Origin of the sequence: Cupriavidus gilardii (genome assembly GCF_017598945.1) — a bacterium.
Lineage (GTDB): Bacteria > Pseudomonadota > Gammaproteobacteria > Burkholderiales > Burkholderiaceae > Cupriavidus > Cupriavidus gilardii_E.
Window position 1 is genome coordinate 53,894 of the sequence record NZ_JAGFTW010000009.1, and the last position, 14,831, is coordinate 68,724.

A 14,831-nucleotide genomic window follows, 5' to 3' on the forward strand; every position below is an offset into this window, starting at 1 on the left:
CATGGTTGAACTCGAAATCGACGGCAAGAAGGTTGAGGTTGCGGAAGGCAGCCTGGTGATGGAAGCGGCCCGCAAGCTGGGCACCTACATCCCGCACTTCTGCTATCACCGCAAGCTGTCCATCGCGGCGAACTGCCGCATGTGTCTGGTCGAGGTCGAAAAGGCGCCGAAGGCGCTGCCGGCCTGCGCCACGCCGGTCACCGCGGGCATGAAGGTCTTCACCAATTCGGAGAAGGCGGTCAAGGCCCAGAAGTCGGTGATGGAATTCCTGCTGATCAATCACCCGCTCGATTGCCCGATCTGCGATCAGGGCGGCGAGTGCCAGCTGCAGGATCTGGCGGTCGGCTACGGCGCCTCCGAATCGCGCTACAAGGAAGAGAAGCGCGTGGTGTTCCACAAGAACGTGGGCCCGCTGATCTCGATGGAAGAGATGACGCGCTGCATCCACTGCACCCGCTGCGTGCGCTTTGGCCAGGAAGTGGCCGGCGTGATGGAGCTGGGCATGCTGAACCGCGGCGAGCATTCCGAGATCACGACCTTCGTCGGCAAGACGGTGGACTCCGAGCTGTCGGGCAACATGATCGACCTGTGCCCGGTCGGCGCGCTGACCAGCAAGCCGTTCCGCTACACCGCGCGTACGTGGGAACTGTCGCGCCGCAAGTCGGTGTCGCCGCACGACGGCCTGGGCACGAACCTGATCGTCCAGTCGAAGAACCATCGCGTGATGCGCGTGCTGCCGCTGGACAACGAAGCCATCAACGAATGCTGGCTGTCGGACCGCGACCGCTTCTCGTACGAGGGCCTGAACAGCGCCGACCGGCTGACCCGGCCGATGATCAAGCAGGACAACCAGTGGCTCGAAACCGACTGGCAGACCGCGCTCGAATACGTCGCCAACGGCCTGGCCAGCATCAAGCGCGAGCATGGTGCAGACCAGATCGCCGCGCTGGCCAGCCCGCACGCCACCGTCGAGGAGCTCTATCTGCTCGGCAAGCTGGTGCGCGGCCTTGGTAGCGACAATATCGATTTCCGCCTGCGCCAGGCCGATTTCTCGGCGCAGGCAGAGGGCGCGCCGTGGCTCGGCATGCCGATCGCCGAGGTGTCGACGCTGCAGGGCGCGCTGGTGATCGGCGCCTCGCTGCGCAAGGATCAACCGCTGCTGGCCTCGCGTCTGCGCCAGGCCGCCAAGAAGGGCGCCCGTGTGGCCGTGCTGGGCGCGAGCCCCGAAGATCTGCTGATGCCGCTGGCGGCGCGCATCGCCGTGGCGCCGTCGGCCTGGGCCGGCGCGCTGGCGGGCGTGGCCCGTGCGGTCGCAGCCGCCAAGGGTGTGGCCGCGCCGGCCGGCACCGACGGTTTCGACGGCGGCGCGCTGGCCGAGGCGGCCGCGCAGGCCCTGCTGTCGGGCGAGCGCCGTGCCGTCTTCCTCGGCAACGAGGCGGTCCGCCATCCGCAATTTGCCGCGCTGCATGCGCTGGCGCAGTGGATCGCCGACAACACCGGCGCCACGCTGGGCTTCCTGACCGAAGCGGCCAATACCGTCGGCGCGCATCTGGTCGGCGCGCTGCCGCGCCAGGGCGGAGCCGATGCCCGCGCCATGCTGGAGACGCCGCGCAAGGCCTATGTGGTGCTGAACGCCGAGCCCGAATTCGACAGCGCCGACCCGCAACGCGCGCTGGCCGCGCTGAGCCAGGCCGGTACCGTGATCGTGCTGTCGCCGTTCCGCTCCGACGCCGCGCTGCAATACGCCGACGTGATCCTGCCGGTCGCGCCGTTCAGCGAGACCTCCGGCACGTACGTCAACTGCGAAGGCGTGCCGCAGAGCTTCAACGGCGTGGTGCGTCCGCTGGGCGAGACCCGTCCGGCGTGGAAGGTGCTGCGCGTGCTCGGCAATCTGCTGGACGTGCCGGGCTTCGACTACGAGACCGCCGAATCGGTCCGCGACGAGGCCCTGGCCGAAGAAATCGGCCCGCGCCTGAACAACCGGACCACCGCGGCGATCCAGATCGCCGCGCCGGCAGCCGATGGCGCCGTGCCGGCGATCGAGCGCGTCGCCGACGTGCCGATCTACCACTCGGACGCGATCGTGCGCCGTGCCGATTCGCTGCAGCTGACGGCCGCCGCGCGCCGCGCGATGCAGGTGGGCCTGTCGGCCGATCTGTTCGCCGCGCTGGGCGTGGCCGCCGGCGATCCGGTGCGCGTGACGCAAGGGCAGGGCAGCGTGGTGCTGCCGGCCGTGCTGGAAGAAGGTCTGCCCGCCAATACGGTACGCGTGTCGGCGGCGACGCCGGCGGCCGTCGGCCTGGGGCCGATGTTCGGCACCGTGCTGGTGGAGAAGGCGGTGGAGCTGGCCCCGGTGGCCGCGGCTTAAAGAAGCGAATACGACAGGCGAGAGAGAAAGATGATCGATTGGATTACCTCGCAGGGACAGGCCGTCTTCGGTGGCGCATGGACGCCGCTGTGGATCCTGATTCGCGCCGTGGTCATCGTGGTGCCGCTGCTGCTGTGCGTGGCCTACCTGATTCTGTGGGAGCGCAAGCTGATCGGCTGGATGCACGTGCGGATCGGCCCGAACCGGGTCGGCCCGCTGGGCCTGCTGCAGCCGATTGCCGACGTGCTGAAGCTGCTGCTCAAGGAAGTGATGACGCCCTCGCAGGTCAGCAAGGGCCTGTACCTGATTGCCCCGCTGATGGTGCTGATGCCGGCGGTGGCGATCTGGGCGGTGATTCCGTTCCAGGCCGAGGTGGTGATGGCCGACGTCAACGCCGGCCTGCTGTATGTGATGGCGATCAGCTCGGTCGGCGTCTACGGCGTGATCCTGGCCGGCTGGGCCTCGAACTCGAAGTACGCCTTCATCGGCGCGATGCGTGCCGCCGCGCAGATGGTGTCGTACGAAATCGCGATGGGCTTTGCCCTGGTTACCGTGCTGATGGTGTCGGGCAGCCTGAACCTGTCGGCGATCGTCAACGGCCAGAACACCGGCTACTTCGCCAACATGGGCCTGAACATCCTGTCGTGGAACTGGCTGCCGCTGCTGCCGATGTTCGGCGTCTACTTCATCTCGGGCGTGGCCGAAACCAACCGCCACCCGTTCGACGTGGTGGAAGGCGAATCGGAAATCGTGGCCGGCCACATGATCGAGTACTCGGGCATGGGCTTCGCGCTGTTCTTCCTGGCCGAATACATCAACATGATCGTCATCTCGACGATGACCGCGCTGATGTTCCTCGGCGGCTGGGCGCCCCCGGTCGACAGCGTGGTGACCAACGCGATCCCCGGCTTCTTCTGGCTGCTGATCAAGGTGTTCCTGCTGCTGTCGGTGTTCATCTGGATCCGCGCTTCGTTCCCGCGCTACCGCTACGACCAGATCATGCGCCTGGGCTGGAAGGTCTTCATTCCGCTGACCGTCGCGTGGCTGATCATCGTGGCGATCTGGATCAAGTCGCCCTGGAACATCTGGCACTGAAATCGCCGCCGATCCCGGTCACGAGGCTGACCGGGACGGGCCAGACCGGGCCGCGACGCACGCGCCGCGCCCGGCGGAATTACTAGGAAGCAATCGTCATGCTGCTCGCCATCAAGGACTTCTTCAACAGCCTGCTCCTGAAGGAACTCTTCAAGGGCATGGCCTTGACCGGCCGCTATCTCTTCGCCCGCAAGATCACGGTGCAGTTCCCGGAGGAGAAGACGCCGGTGTCGCCGCGCTTCCGCGGCCTGCACGCGCTGCGCCGCTATCCGAACGGCGAGGAGCGCTGCATCGCCTGCAAGCTGTGCGAAGCGGTCTGCCCGGCGCTGGCCATCACGATCGAGTCGGACGTGCGCGCCGACGGCACCCGCCGTACCACGCGCTACGACATCGATCTGACCAAATGCATTTTCTGCGGCTTCTGCGAGGAAGCCTGCCCGGTCGACGCGATCGTCGAAACCCAGATTCTCGAGTACCACGGCGAGAAGCGCGGCGACCTGTATTTCACCAAGGACATGCTGCTCGCGGTGGGCGACCGCTACGAGCCGCAGATCGCGGCGGCCAAGGCGGCGGACGCGAAGTACCGCTGATCGCCCACCATTCGCGCAGATCGGCGCGCGAACTTGGGCGAACCCGGCCGCAAGGCTACACATTGAATCGGGCCCCGCAAGGGGCAACTAGAAGGATGCCGCAAGGGCAGGCCGCCGGGGGTGGCCTGTGCCGTGCGGCACGACGAGAACCATGGAATTCACGACCACCATCTTCTACGTCTTCGCAGTGGTGCTGGTGCTCTCCGCACTGAAAGTCATCACCGCCAAGAACCCGGTGCATTCGGCGCTGTACCTCGTGCTGTCGTTCTTCACGGCAGCCGCGCTGTGGATGCTGCTGCAGGCCGAATTCCTCGCCATCCTGCTGGTGCTGGTCTACGTCGGCGCCGTGATGGTGCTGTTCCTGTTCGTCGTGATGATGGTCGATATCGATATCGAGCACCTGCGCCGCGACTTCTGGACCTATGTGCCGCTGGCCTCGGTGGTCGGCGCGCTGATCATCGCCGAGATGGCGATCGTGCTGGTGCGCAACTTCATCGGCACCACGCAGCCGCTCAAGCCGATGCCGCAGGGCTCGGACTACTCGAACACCGGCGCGCTCGGCCAGCTGATCTACACCGACTACATCTACGCCTTCGAGGTGGCCGGCATCATCCTGCTGGTGGCCATCATCGCCGCGGTCGCGCTGACGCTGCGCCGCCGCAAGGACACCAAGGCGCAGGACGTGTCCGAACAGCTGCGCACCCGCCGCGCCGACCGCGTGCGGCTGGTTTCGATGCCGGCACAGACCGCGCAAGCCGCCGGCGAGCAAGCCGACGCCGCCAACAAGAACTGAAGATCGGGGAACGACGTGCTCTCTCTCGCCCATTTCCTGGTGCTCGGTGCGATCCTGTTTGCGATCAGCATCGTCGGCATCTTCCTGAACCGCAAGAACGTGATCGTGCTGCTGATGGCGCTCGAGCTGATGCTGCTGGCGGTCAACATGAACTTCGTCGCCTTTTCGCACTATCTGGGCGATCTGGCCGGACAAGTCTTCGTTTTCTTCATCCTGACGGTGGCCGCCGCCGAGTCGGCGATCGGTCTGGCAATCCTGGTCGTGCTGTTCCGCAATCTGGACACGATCAACGTCGACGACCTGGATGCGCTCAAGGGCTGATGCCCGCGAGCCGATCCTGTCGAAATACGTCACCCAACCGACCGCACCCGACCGCACACCTACAAGCGTCCTATGGCAACCACGCTCAACCCCAACCTGCTGCTCGCGATTCCGCTGGCGCCGCTCGCCGGCGCGGCCATCGCGGGATTGTTCGGCACCAAGTTCTTCGGATCGTTCTCGTCGGAGACGCGCGCCGGCCGCGCCATCGCCCACACCGTGACCATTCTCGGCGTGGCGATCGCCTGCCTGCTGTCGCTGCTCGTGCTGCGCGACGTGATGGTGGATGGGGCCAGCTTCAACGCCACGGTCTATGAGTGGATGGTGCTGCCGTTCGACGGCCACCCGCTGAAGATGGAGGTCGGCTTCCTGGTCGACTCCCTGACCGCGATGATGATGGTGGTGGTGACCTTCGTCTCGCTGATGGTGCACATCTACACCGTCGGCTACATGCAGGGCGACCCCGGCTACAACCGCTTCTTCGCCTACATCTCGCTGTTCACCTTCTCGATGCTGATGCTGGTGATGAGCAACAACTTCCTGCAGCTGTTCTTCGGCTGGGAAGCGGTGGGCCTCGTCTCGTATCTGCTGATCGGCTTCTGGTACACCCGCCCGACCGCGATCTTCGCCAACCTGAAGGCCTTCCTGGTCAACCGCGTCGGCGACTTCGGCTTCATCCTGGGCATCGGCCTGCTGCTGGCCTACAGCGGCAGCCTGAACTACACCGAGGTGTTCGCCGCGCGCGACCAGCTGGCGACCGTGACCTTCCCGGGCACCGACTGGATGATGCTGACGGTGGCCTGCATCTGCCTGTTCATCGGCGCGATGGGCAAGTCGGCGCAGTTCCCGCTGCACGTGTGGCTGCCGGACTCGATGGAAGGCCCGACCCCGATCTCGGCACTGATCCACGCCGCCACCATGGTGACCGCCGGCATCTTCATGGTCAGCCGCATGTCGCCGCTGTTCGAGCTGTCGGACGCCGCGCTGTCCTTCGTGCTGGTGATCGGCGCGATCACCGCGCTGTTCATGGGTTTCCTCGGCATCATCCAGAACGACATCAAGCGCGTGGTCGCGTACTCGACGCTGTCGCAGCTGGGCTACATGACGGTCGCGCTGGGCGCCTCGGCCTATCAGGTCGCGGTGTTCCACCTGATGACCCACGCGTTCTTCAAGGCGCTGCTGTTCCTGGCCGCGGGTTCGGTGATCATCGGCATGCACCATGATCAGGACATCCGCAACATGGGCGGCCTGCGCAAGTACATGCCGATCACCTGGATCACCTCGCTGGTCGGTTCGCTGGCGCTGATCGGCACGCCGTTCTTCTCGGGCTTCTACTCGAAGGACTCGATCATCGAGGCCGTCGCCGAGTCGCATATCGCCGGTTCGGGCTTCGCCTACTTCGCCGTGATGGCGGGCGTGTTCGTCACCGCGTTCTACTCGTTCCGGATGTACTTCCTGGTCTTCCACGGCGAGGAGCGCTTCGGCAAGCCGCATCTGCATCACGACCACGCGGCCGAAGAGGAAGAGTCGCATGGCGACGACCATCACCACGGCCTGGCCCCGGGCGAGAAGCCGCACGAGTCGCCGTGGGTGGTGACGCTGCCGCTGGTGCTGCTGGCGATCCCGTCGGTGGTGATCGGTGCGATCGCGATCGAACCGATGCTGTTCGGCGACTTCTTCAAGAACGGCGTGGCGTTCCAGAACGTGATCTTCGTCGGCGAGAACCACCACGCGATGCGCGAACTGGCCGACATGTTCCACGGCTGGGTGGCGATGGGCATCCACTCGCTGCAGACCCCGGTGCTGTGGCTGGCGCTGGCCGGCGTGGTGCTGTCGTGGTTCTTCTACATGAAGCGCCCGGACATCCCGGCGGCGATCCAGCAACGCTTCAGCGGCCTGTACAAGTTGCTCGACAACAAGTACTACATGGACGCCATCAACGAAGCGGTGTTCGCCCGCGGCGCGCGCCTGCTCGGCACGGGCCTGTGGAAGGGCGGCGACCAGGGCCTGATCGACGGCCTGCTGGTCAACGGCGCCGCGCGCGTGGTCGGCTGGTTCGCCTCGGTCAGCCGCTACGTGCAGTCCGGCTATATCTATCACTACGCATTCGCGATGATCCTGGGCATGCTGGTGCTGCTGTCGATCACGATCTTCGGCTCGGCTAGCGCGGTGGGCGCCAAGTAAGGAATACAACGAAAATGGTTCTCTCTTTCGCTATCTGGCTGCCTGTCTTTTTCGGCTTGCTGGTGCTGGCCTTTGGCTCGGATCGCAGCCCGGGCTTCGTCCGCTGGACCGCGCTGTTCGGCTCGATCGTCAGCTTCCTGGTCACGCTGCCGCTGATCCTGAACTTCGACCGCGGCACCGCGCAGATGCAGTTCGTCGAGAAGTACTCGTGGATCGAGCGCTTCAACATCAACTACCACCTGGGCGTCGACGGCATCTCGATGTGGTTCGTGGTGCTGACCGCCTTCATCACGGTGATCGTCGTGATCGCCGGCTGGGAAGTGATCACGGAGCGCGTGGCGGCCTACATGGCCTCGTTCCTGATCCTGTCGGGCATCATGGTCGGCGTGTTCGCCTCGCTCGACGGCATGCTGTTCTACGTGTTCTTCGAGGCCACGCTGATCCCGATGTACATCATCATCGGCGTCTGGGGCGGTCCGAACCGGGTCTACGCGGCCTTCAAGTTCTTCCTGTACACGCTGCTCGGCTCGCTGCTGACGCTGGTCGCGCTGCTGTACCTGTACAACAAGACCGGCAGCTTCGAGATCCTGCAATGGCATCAGGCCAGGCTGTCGATGAACGAGCAGGTGCTGCTGTTCCTGGCGTTCTTCCTGGCCTTCGCGGTCAAGGTGCCGATGTGGCCGGTCCATACCTGGCTGCCCGACGCCCACGTCGAGGCGCCGACCGGCGGCTCGGTGGTGCTGGCCGCGATCATGCTGAAGCTGGGCGCCTACGGCTTCCTGCGCTTCTCGCTGCCGATCGCGCCGGACGCCAGCCACAGCCTGGCCGCGTTCATCATCGCGATCTCGCTGGTGGCCGTGATCTACATCGGCCTGGTGGCGATGGTGCAGGCCGACATGAAGAAGCTGGTCGCGTACTCGTCGATCGCGCACATGGGCTTCGTCACGCTGGGCTTCTTCATCTTCAGCGAAATCGGCATCGAGGGCGGCATCGTGCAGATGATCTCGCACGGCTTCATCTCGGGCGCGATGTTCCTTTGCATCGGCGTGCTCTATGACCGGGTGCACTCGCGCCAGATCGCCGACTACGGCGGCGTGGTCAACACGATGCCGAAGTTCGCGGCCTTCGCGGTGTTCTTCGCGATGGCCAACAGCGGCCTGCCGGCCACCTCGGGCTTCGTCGGCGAGTGGATGGTGATCCTGGGCGGCGTCCAGTACAACTTCTGGATCGGCCTGGCGGCCGCCACCTCGCTGATCCTGGGCGCGGCCTATTCGCTGTGGATGGTCAAGCGCGTGGTGTTCGGCGAAATCAAGCACCAGCACGTCGCCGAGCTGGTCGACCTGAACAAGCGCGAATTCGTCATGCTGGGCCTGCTGGCCGCGATGACGCTGTACATGGGCCTGCATCCGAAACCCTTTACCGATGTGATGCACGCATCGGTGGTCAACCTGCTGTCGCACGTGGCGCAGTCCAAGCTGTAAGCAGGGAGAGAACGAATCATGGAATCGACCACGAATTGGGCCGCTGTCGCCCCGATCATCTTCCTCGCGATCGCCATCGCGGCGGTCAACTGGATCGACCTGGCGCGCGGCAAGAACCGCTCGAGCGTCGCCTATCCGCTGTCGCTGCTGATCACGCTGGTGCTGACCGTCTGGTTCGGCCTGAATGCGGCCAGCGGCGAGACCCACTACGCGTTCTCCAACCTCGCCGTGATCGACCCGATGGCCAACGTGCTGTCGTCGTTCTCGGCGCTGGCGCTGTTCGTGACGCTGGTCTATACCCGCCGCTACCTGGGCGACCGTGATCTGTATGCCGGCGAGTTCTACATGCTGGCGCTGTTCACGCTGGGCGGCCAGATCGTGATGATCACCGGCAACAACTTCCTGACGCTGTATCTGGGCGTGGAACTGCTGTCGCTGTCGTCGTACGCGCTGGTCGCGCTGCGCCGCGATTCGCGCGTGACGTCGGAATCGGCGATGAAGTACTTCGTGCTGGGCGCGCTGGCCTCGGGCTTCCTGCTGTACGGCATGTCGATGATGTACGGCGCCACCGGTTCGCTGAACCTCGGCGAGGTGTTCCGCGTGGTCGAGTCCGGCCGCGTCAACACGACGATGCTGGCCTTCGGTGTGGTGTTCCTGGTCGCCGGCCTGGCCTTCAAGCTGGGCGCCGCGCCGTTCCACATGTGGATTCCGGACATCTACCAGGGCTCGCCGACCGCGGTGACGCTGCTGATCGCCGGTGCGCCGAAGCTGGCCGCCTTCGCGATGACGCTGCGCATCCTGGTCGAGGGCCTGCTGCCGCTGGCGGTCGACTGGCAGGTCATGCTGTCGGTGCTGGCCGTCGTGTCGCTGGCGATCGGCAACCTGACCGCGATCGTGCAGAGCAACCTGAAGCGGATGCTGGCGTATTCGACCATCTCGCACATGGGCTTCCTGCTGCTGGGCATGCTGTCGGGCGTGGCCGGCGGCCAGACCGACGGCGCGGCCAGCGCCTACGGTTCGGCGATGTTCTATGCCGTGACCTACGTGCTGACCACGCTGGGCACCTTCGGCATCATCCTGCTGCGCACCAACAAGGGCTTCGAGGCGGAAACGCTGGAAGACATGCGCGGCATGTCGCGCAAGAACCCGTGGTTCGCGCTGCTGATGCTGGTGATGATGTTCTCGCTGGCCGGCATTCCGCCGACCGTGGGCTTCTACGCCAAGCTGGCCGTGCTCGAAGCGGTGGTCGCCGCGGGCATGTCGTGGCTGGCGGTGGTGGCGGTGCTGTTCTCGCTGATCGGCGCGTTCTACTACCTGCGCATCGTCAAGCTGATGTACTTCGACGTGCCGGCCGGCGAGGAAGTGCTGGAGGCATCGGGCGGTCTGCGTTCGCTGCTGAGCCTGAACGGCCTGGTCATCGTCGTGCTGGGCATTTTCCCGGCCGCGCTGATGAACCTGTGCTACCAGGTCGTGCGCACCACGCTGGGCGCCTGAGCGCCCGGCCGACGCGCACACCACGCACACCACGCGAACACCAGGCAAACCGCAATGAGCGCATCCGCGGGCGGCTGGTTTGTCATCCTGCTGGCATTGGCCTGTGCCAATCTGCCGTTCGTCAACCAGCGGCTGTTCGCGGTGATCCCGCTCGGCAAGCCGCGCAAGCCGTTCTGGATGCGGCTCGCCGAGCTGATCGTCTACTATCTGCTGGTCGGCGCGGTCGGTTTCGCCGTCGAGGCCAGCCTGGGCAACCGCTTTGCCCAGGGCTGGCAGTTCTACGCGATCACCGCCTGCCTGATGCTGGTGTTCGCCTTTCCCGGCTACACCTGGCAGTATCTGGTCAAACATCGCGCGAGCTGACGCCGAATCCGGCATGACCTTCGGCGGCCTCGCCATCCCGGAGCGTTCATGTCGTCATCCCAATCGAAAGCCTCCAAGGCTGCCTCCCTGGTCTCCCCCGAAGCGCTCGACGCCGGCGGCGACGGCCATCTGAAGGAAGTCCCGCTGGCGTCCGCGACGCTGCACCGGGGCAAGTTTCTGACGCTGAAGCAGGACATCGTGCGGCTGCCCGACGGCAAGCAGGCCGGCCGCGAGTATGTCGAGCACCCCGGCGCGGTGATGATGATCCCGCTGTTCGACGACGGCACCGTGCTGATGGAGCGCCAATTCCGCTATGCGGTTCGCGAGGTGATGCTGGAATTTCCGGCCGGCAAGCTCGATCCCGAGGAAGGGGCGCAGCGCTGCGGCGAGCGCGAACTGCGCGAGGAAACCGGCTACAGCGCCGCGCGCTGGGACTATCTGACCCGCATCCATCCGGTGATCTCGTATTCGACCGAGTTCATCGACCTGTTCCTGGCGCGCGAGCTGACCGCCGGCGAGGCGGCGCTGGACGACGGCGAATTCCTGGAAACGCTGATCGTGCCGGCCGGGCAGGTGATCGACTGGGTCCGCCAGGGCCGCATCACCGACGTCAAGACGGTCATCGGGGCGTTCTGGCTCGAAAAGGTGCTGTCGGGCGCCTGGCAGCCGGGCGAGCAGAGGGTGCCGGAGTAATGTCGGCCGGCGTCGTTGTCCGGACGCCGCTGCCCCTCTCCCCCAGCCCCTCTCCCGCAGGCGGGAGAGGGGAGCGAACCGGCAGGTGCTTGCATGCCCGTGGCGTTCTCCCTCTCCCGCTTGCGGGAGAGGGCCGGGGAGAGGGCAACCACCTTTAAATTCCCCGAAGCGCTACCATCTTCCCCAGACGCGAGCCCCTGGGCTGGCAGCGGTCAGGAAAAAATTAGAACGACCGTTCACAAATTTGCGATTCACGGCTAATATTGCTTTGACGGGCTGGAAACATCATGAAGGTGCTCGACCTGCGCTGTGCGCATGACCATCGGTTCGAAGGCTGGTTTGCTTCGGAGGACGATGCGCAATCGCAGATCTCTCGCGATCTCGTTCAGTGTCCTGTCTGCGGCGACCACGCGGTGACGCGGCTGCCCAGCGCCCCGCGCCTGAATCTGTCCGGCGCGGCCGAGCGCCAGCCGACGCCCCAGGCGCCGGCGCAGCAGGCACAGGCGGTCCAGGTTGCCCTGCAATCGCTGTATCTGAAGGCGGTCAAGCAGGTGCTGGCGCAGACCGAGGATGTGGGGCCGCGCTTTGCCGAGGAGGCCAGGCGCATGCATTACGACGAGGCACCGGAACGCGGCATCCGCGGGACGGCGTCGCCGGAGGAAGTGCAGGCGCTCGCCGAGGAGGGCATCGAAACGTTTCCGCTCGTGGTGCCGGATGCGCTGAAGCAGACGGCTCACTGAATCGCGTCCCGTGCCCGCCTTCGCGCCGGTGCGAGGGCGCGTTGGCCAGAACAATTTGCCGGCCGCAGCCGGCATCACTGGAGACGGGCATGGATCTGAACTACACGGCGGCCGACAACGCCTTCCGCGAGGAAGTGCGCAGCTGGCTGGAAGCCAACCTGCCGGCGGACATTCGCGCCAAGATTCTGAATCACCGCCGGCCCAACCGCGACGATCTGGTCCGCTGGCACAAGATCCTGGCGGGCAAGGGTTGGTCGGCGCCGCACTGGCCGGTCGAGTACGGCGGCACCGGCTGGAATGCCACCCAGCGCCATATCTGGGACGAGGAAAATGCCCGCGTCGGCGCGCCCGGCGTGCTGCCCTTCGGCGTCGCGATGGTCGCGCCGGTGATCATGAAGTACGGCAACGAACAGCAGAAGTCGTACTACCTGCCGCGCATCCTCGATTGCACCGACTGGTGGTGCCAGGGCTATTCGGAGCCGGGCTCGGGCTCGGACCTGGCCTCGCTGAAGACCCGTGCCGAACTGACTCCGGACGGCAAGCACTACATCGTCAACGGCCAGAAGACCTGGACCACGCTCGGCCAGCACGCCGACATGATCTTCTGCCTGGTCCGCACCGATCCCGAAGCCAAGAAGCAGGAAGGCATCTCCTTCCTGCTGATCGACATGAAGACGCCCGGCATCACCGTGCGTCCGATCATCATGCTCGACGAGGACCACGAGGTGAACGAGGTCTTCTTCGACAACGTCAAGGTGCCGGTCGAGAACCGCGTCGGCGAGGAGAACAAGGGCTGGACCTACGCCAAGTACCTGCTCGGCCATGAGCGCACCGGCATTGCACGCGTGGGCAATTCGAAGCGCGAGCTCGGCTTCCTGAAGCGCATCGCGCGCCAGCAGCAGAAGAACGGCAAGCCGCTGCTCGAAGATCCGGTGTTCGGCGCCAAGGTCGCCGCGCTGGAAATCGAACTGATGGCGCTGGAGATCACCGTGCTGCGCGTGGTGTCGAGCGAGAGCGCCGGCAAGGGCCCCGGCCCCGAGGCCTCGCTGCTGAAGATCAAGGGCACCGAGATCCAGCAGCTGCTGACCGAGCTGATGGTCGAAGCCGTCGGCCCGTACGCGCAGCCGTTCGACCGCGACTATCTGGAGTGCGAGACCGAGCATGCGGTGACCGGCTACGACGATGCCGCGCCGCTGGCCGCGTACTACTTCAACTTCCGCAAGACCTCGATCTACGGCGGATCCAACGAAATCCAGAAGAACATCATCAGCCAGATGATCCTGGGGCTGTGAGGAGACAGGAACCATGAACTTCAATCTCAGCGACGAGCAGAAGCAACTGGCTGACGCGGTACGCCGCTTCATCGACAAGAGCTACGACTTCGAGTCCCGCAAGAAGGCCTACAAGAGCGAGACCGGCTACAGCGAAGCGGCCTGGAGCGCGCTGGTCGAACTCGGCCTGACGGCGCTGCCGGTGCCCGAAGCGCAGGGCGGCTTCAACGGGACCGCCATCGACATGATGGTGGTGATGCAGGAGCTGGGCCGCGGCCTGGTGGTCGAGCCGTATCTGGCGACGGTGACCGCCGCTTACGCGCTGAGGCAGGCCGGCGGACAGGACGCCCTGCTCGAACAGGTCGCCGGCGGCGAGATCAAGCTGGCCACCGCGTTCAACGAGCGCGAGGCGCGCTACACGCTGAACGACGTGCGCGTGACGGCCAAGGGCGGCAAGCTGAACGGCACCAAGGTCGTCGCCGTCCATGGCGGCCAGGCCGACAAGCTGGTGGTGTCGGCGCGCACCGGCGGCGGCAACGCCGACCGCGACGGCATCTCGCTGTACCTGGTCGATGCCAAGGCCCCCGGCGTCACGGTGCGCGACTACCGCACCATCGACAATCTGCACGCGGCCGACATCACGTTCCAGGACGCCGCCGGCGAGCTGCTCGGCGCCGAAGGCAAGGGCTGGGACCTGCTCGAGCAGGTGGCCGACTATGCCGCGGTGCTGCTGTGCGCCGAGGCCGTGGGCGTGATGGACACGCTGACCGCCGCCACCATCGAGTACGCCAAGACGCGCCAGCAGTTCGGCGTGCCGATCGCACGCTTCCAGGCGCTGCAGCATCGCATGGTCGAGATGTTCATCCATGCCGAGCAGTCGCGCTCGATCACGCTGCTGGCCGCGGCCCGCTTCGACGATGCCAGCCCCGAGGAGCGCCGCCGCTATGTGTCCGCGGCGAAGGCACGGGTCGGCCAGGCCGCCCGCACGGTCGGCCAGGAAGCGGTGCAGATCCACGGCGGCATGGGCGTGACCGACGAACTGCCGGCCGCGCACATGTTCAAGCGGCTGACGCTGATCAACACGACGTTCGGCGATGTCGACCACCATCTTGGCCGCTTCGCCAGCCTGCCGGAATTCCAGCAGGCGGCATGATGGCCAGCCGTTGAGGCAAGAGAAAAGCCGCGCTCGGGCGTTCGTCCAGGGCGCGGCTTTTTGCATTCAGGTTTTCTCCCCTCTCCCGCATGCGGGAGAGGGGTGGGGGAGAGGGAGCGGCGCTCGCCATGTACGTGGCGACTGAAACCACCCCTCTCCCCGACCCTTGTATGTTGCAAAATTCGTCCCGGACGCCTCAGATCGATTGACCCATGCTCTGAGCGCGAGCTCAAGTTCGAGGGAGAGCGAGGATCGGGGCGTCCAATTCTTGGTAGCGTTCAGCCTAAG

General features: G+C 65.6%; 13 protein-coding genes. All 13 read left to right on the plus strand.

The window, feature by feature from the left end; genetic code table 11:
- Position 1: 1 nt before the first annotated feature.
- The 13 genes from nuoG (at position 2) to J5T34_RS04670 (ending at position 14,543) form a co-directional block, all read left to right on the plus strand.
- Complete coding sequence (gene nuoG, locus J5T34_RS04610) at positions 2–2,368, plus strand: NADH-quinone oxidoreductase subunit NuoG (RefSeq protein ID WP_208578815.1); 2,367 nt, start codon at positions 2–4, stop codon at positions 2,366–2,368.
- A gap of 30 nt (positions 2,369–2,398) precedes the next feature.
- Positions 2,399–3,463, plus strand: a complete 1,065-nt coding sequence (gene nuoH, locus J5T34_RS04615; RefSeq protein ID WP_208578816.1) for an NADH-quinone oxidoreductase subunit NuoH — start codon at positions 2,399–2,401, stop codon at positions 3,461–3,463.
- Between the two features lie 98 nt (positions 3,464–3,561).
- Positions 3,562–4,053 (plus strand): NADH-quinone oxidoreductase subunit NuoI, encoded by a 492-nt coding sequence (nuoI, locus tag J5T34_RS04620; protein ID WP_006576689.1) that lies wholly within the window; start codon positions 3,562–3,564, stop codon positions 4,051–4,053.
- Between the two features lie 151 nt (positions 4,054–4,204).
- Entirely contained in the window at positions 4,205–4,846 is a 642-nt protein-coding gene (locus J5T34_RS04625) for an NADH-quinone oxidoreductase subunit J (protein ID WP_208578817.1), read from the plus strand.
- A gap of 15 nt (positions 4,847–4,861) precedes the next feature.
- Positions 4,862–5,167: an NADH-quinone oxidoreductase subunit NuoK gene (gene nuoK, locus J5T34_RS04630; protein ID WP_174108099.1), complete on the plus strand. Its 306-nt coding sequence runs from the start codon at positions 4,862–4,864 to the stop codon at positions 5,165–5,167.
- Positions 5,168–5,239: 72 nt separating this feature from the next.
- Positions 5,240–7,348, plus strand: coding sequence for an NADH-quinone oxidoreductase subunit L (gene nuoL, locus J5T34_RS04635; protein WP_208578818.1), 2,109 nt, complete (start codon positions 5,240–5,242; stop codon positions 7,346–7,348).
- A gap of 14 nt (positions 7,349–7,362) precedes the next feature.
- Positions 7,363–8,829 (plus strand): NADH-quinone oxidoreductase subunit M, encoded by a 1,467-nt coding sequence (locus tag J5T34_RS04640; protein ID WP_208578819.1) that lies wholly within the window; start codon positions 7,363–7,365, stop codon positions 8,827–8,829.
- 18 nt (positions 8,830–8,847) lie between these two features.
- Positions 8,848–10,323 (plus strand): NADH-quinone oxidoreductase subunit NuoN, encoded by a 1,476-nt coding sequence (gene nuoN / locus J5T34_RS04645; protein ID WP_208578820.1) that lies wholly within the window; start codon positions 8,848–8,850, stop codon positions 10,321–10,323.
- A gap of 54 nt (positions 10,324–10,377) precedes the next feature.
- Entirely contained in the window at positions 10,378–10,686 is a 309-nt protein-coding gene (locus tag J5T34_RS04650) for a DUF2818 family protein (protein ID WP_208578821.1), read from the plus strand.
- A 48-nt stretch (positions 10,687–10,734) separates the two neighbouring features.
- Positions 10,735–11,379, plus strand: coding sequence for an NUDIX domain-containing protein (locus J5T34_RS04655; RefSeq protein ID WP_244258700.1), 645 nt, complete (start codon positions 10,735–10,737; stop codon positions 11,377–11,379).
- A 287-nt stretch (positions 11,380–11,666) separates the two neighbouring features.
- Positions 11,667–12,119, plus strand: a complete 453-nt coding sequence (locus tag J5T34_RS04660) for a DUF1178 family protein (RefSeq protein ID WP_208578822.1) — start codon at positions 11,667–11,669, stop codon at positions 12,117–12,119.
- An 89-nt stretch (positions 12,120–12,208) separates the two neighbouring features.
- Positions 12,209–13,411, plus strand: a complete 1,203-nt coding sequence (locus J5T34_RS04665; protein ID WP_174108094.1) for an acyl-CoA dehydrogenase family protein — start codon at positions 12,209–12,211, stop codon at positions 13,409–13,411.
- Positions 13,412–13,424: 13 nt separating this feature from the next.
- Complete coding sequence (locus J5T34_RS04670; RefSeq protein WP_208578823.1) at positions 13,425–14,543, plus strand: acyl-CoA dehydrogenase family protein; 1,119 nt, start codon at positions 13,425–13,427, stop codon at positions 14,541–14,543.
- The last annotated feature ends 288 nt before the right edge of the window (positions 14,544–14,831 follow it).

Excerpts from the sequence above, each read along its gene's own strand:
- J5T34_RS04665 (WP_174108094.1), top strand. The coding sequence starts at position 12,209 with ATGGATCTGAACTACACGGCGGCCGACAACGCCTTCCGCGAGGAAGTG.
- nuoI (WP_006576689.1), top strand. The coding sequence starts at position 3,562 with ATGCTGCTCGCCATCAAGGACTTCTTCAACAGCCTGCTCCTGAAGGAA.
- nuoG (WP_208578815.1), top strand. The coding sequence starts at position 2 with ATGGTTGAACTCGAAATCGACGGCAAGAAGGTTGAGGTTGCGGAAGGC.
- J5T34_RS04640 (WP_208578819.1), top strand. The coding sequence starts at position 7,363 with ATGGTTCTCTCTTTCGCTATCTGGCTGCCTGTCTTTTTCGGCTTGCTG.
- nuoL (WP_208578818.1), top strand. The coding sequence starts at position 5,240 with ATGGCAACCACGCTCAACCCCAACCTGCTGCTCGCGATTCCGCTGGCG.
- J5T34_RS04660 (WP_208578822.1), top strand. The coding sequence starts at position 11,667 with ATGAAGGTGCTCGACCTGCGCTGTGCGCATGACCATCGGTTCGAAGGC.
- J5T34_RS04650 (WP_208578821.1), top strand. The coding sequence starts at position 10,378 with ATGAGCGCATCCGCGGGCGGCTGGTTTGTCATCCTGCTGGCATTGGCC.
- J5T34_RS04625 (WP_208578817.1), top strand. The coding sequence starts at position 4,205 with ATGGAATTCACGACCACCATCTTCTACGTCTTCGCAGTGGTGCTGGTG.
- nuoH (WP_208578816.1), top strand. The coding sequence starts at position 2,399 with ATGATCGATTGGATTACCTCGCAGGGACAGGCCGTCTTCGGTGGCGCA.
- J5T34_RS04655 (WP_244258700.1), top strand. The coding sequence starts at position 10,735 with ATGTCGTCATCCCAATCGAAAGCCTCCAAGGCTGCCTCCCTGGTCTCC.
- J5T34_RS04670 (WP_208578823.1), top strand. The coding sequence starts at position 13,425 with ATGAACTTCAATCTCAGCGACGAGCAGAAGCAACTGGCTGACGCGGTA.
- nuoN (WP_208578820.1), top strand. The coding sequence starts at position 8,848 with ATGGAATCGACCACGAATTGGGCCGCTGTCGCCCCGATCATCTTCCTC.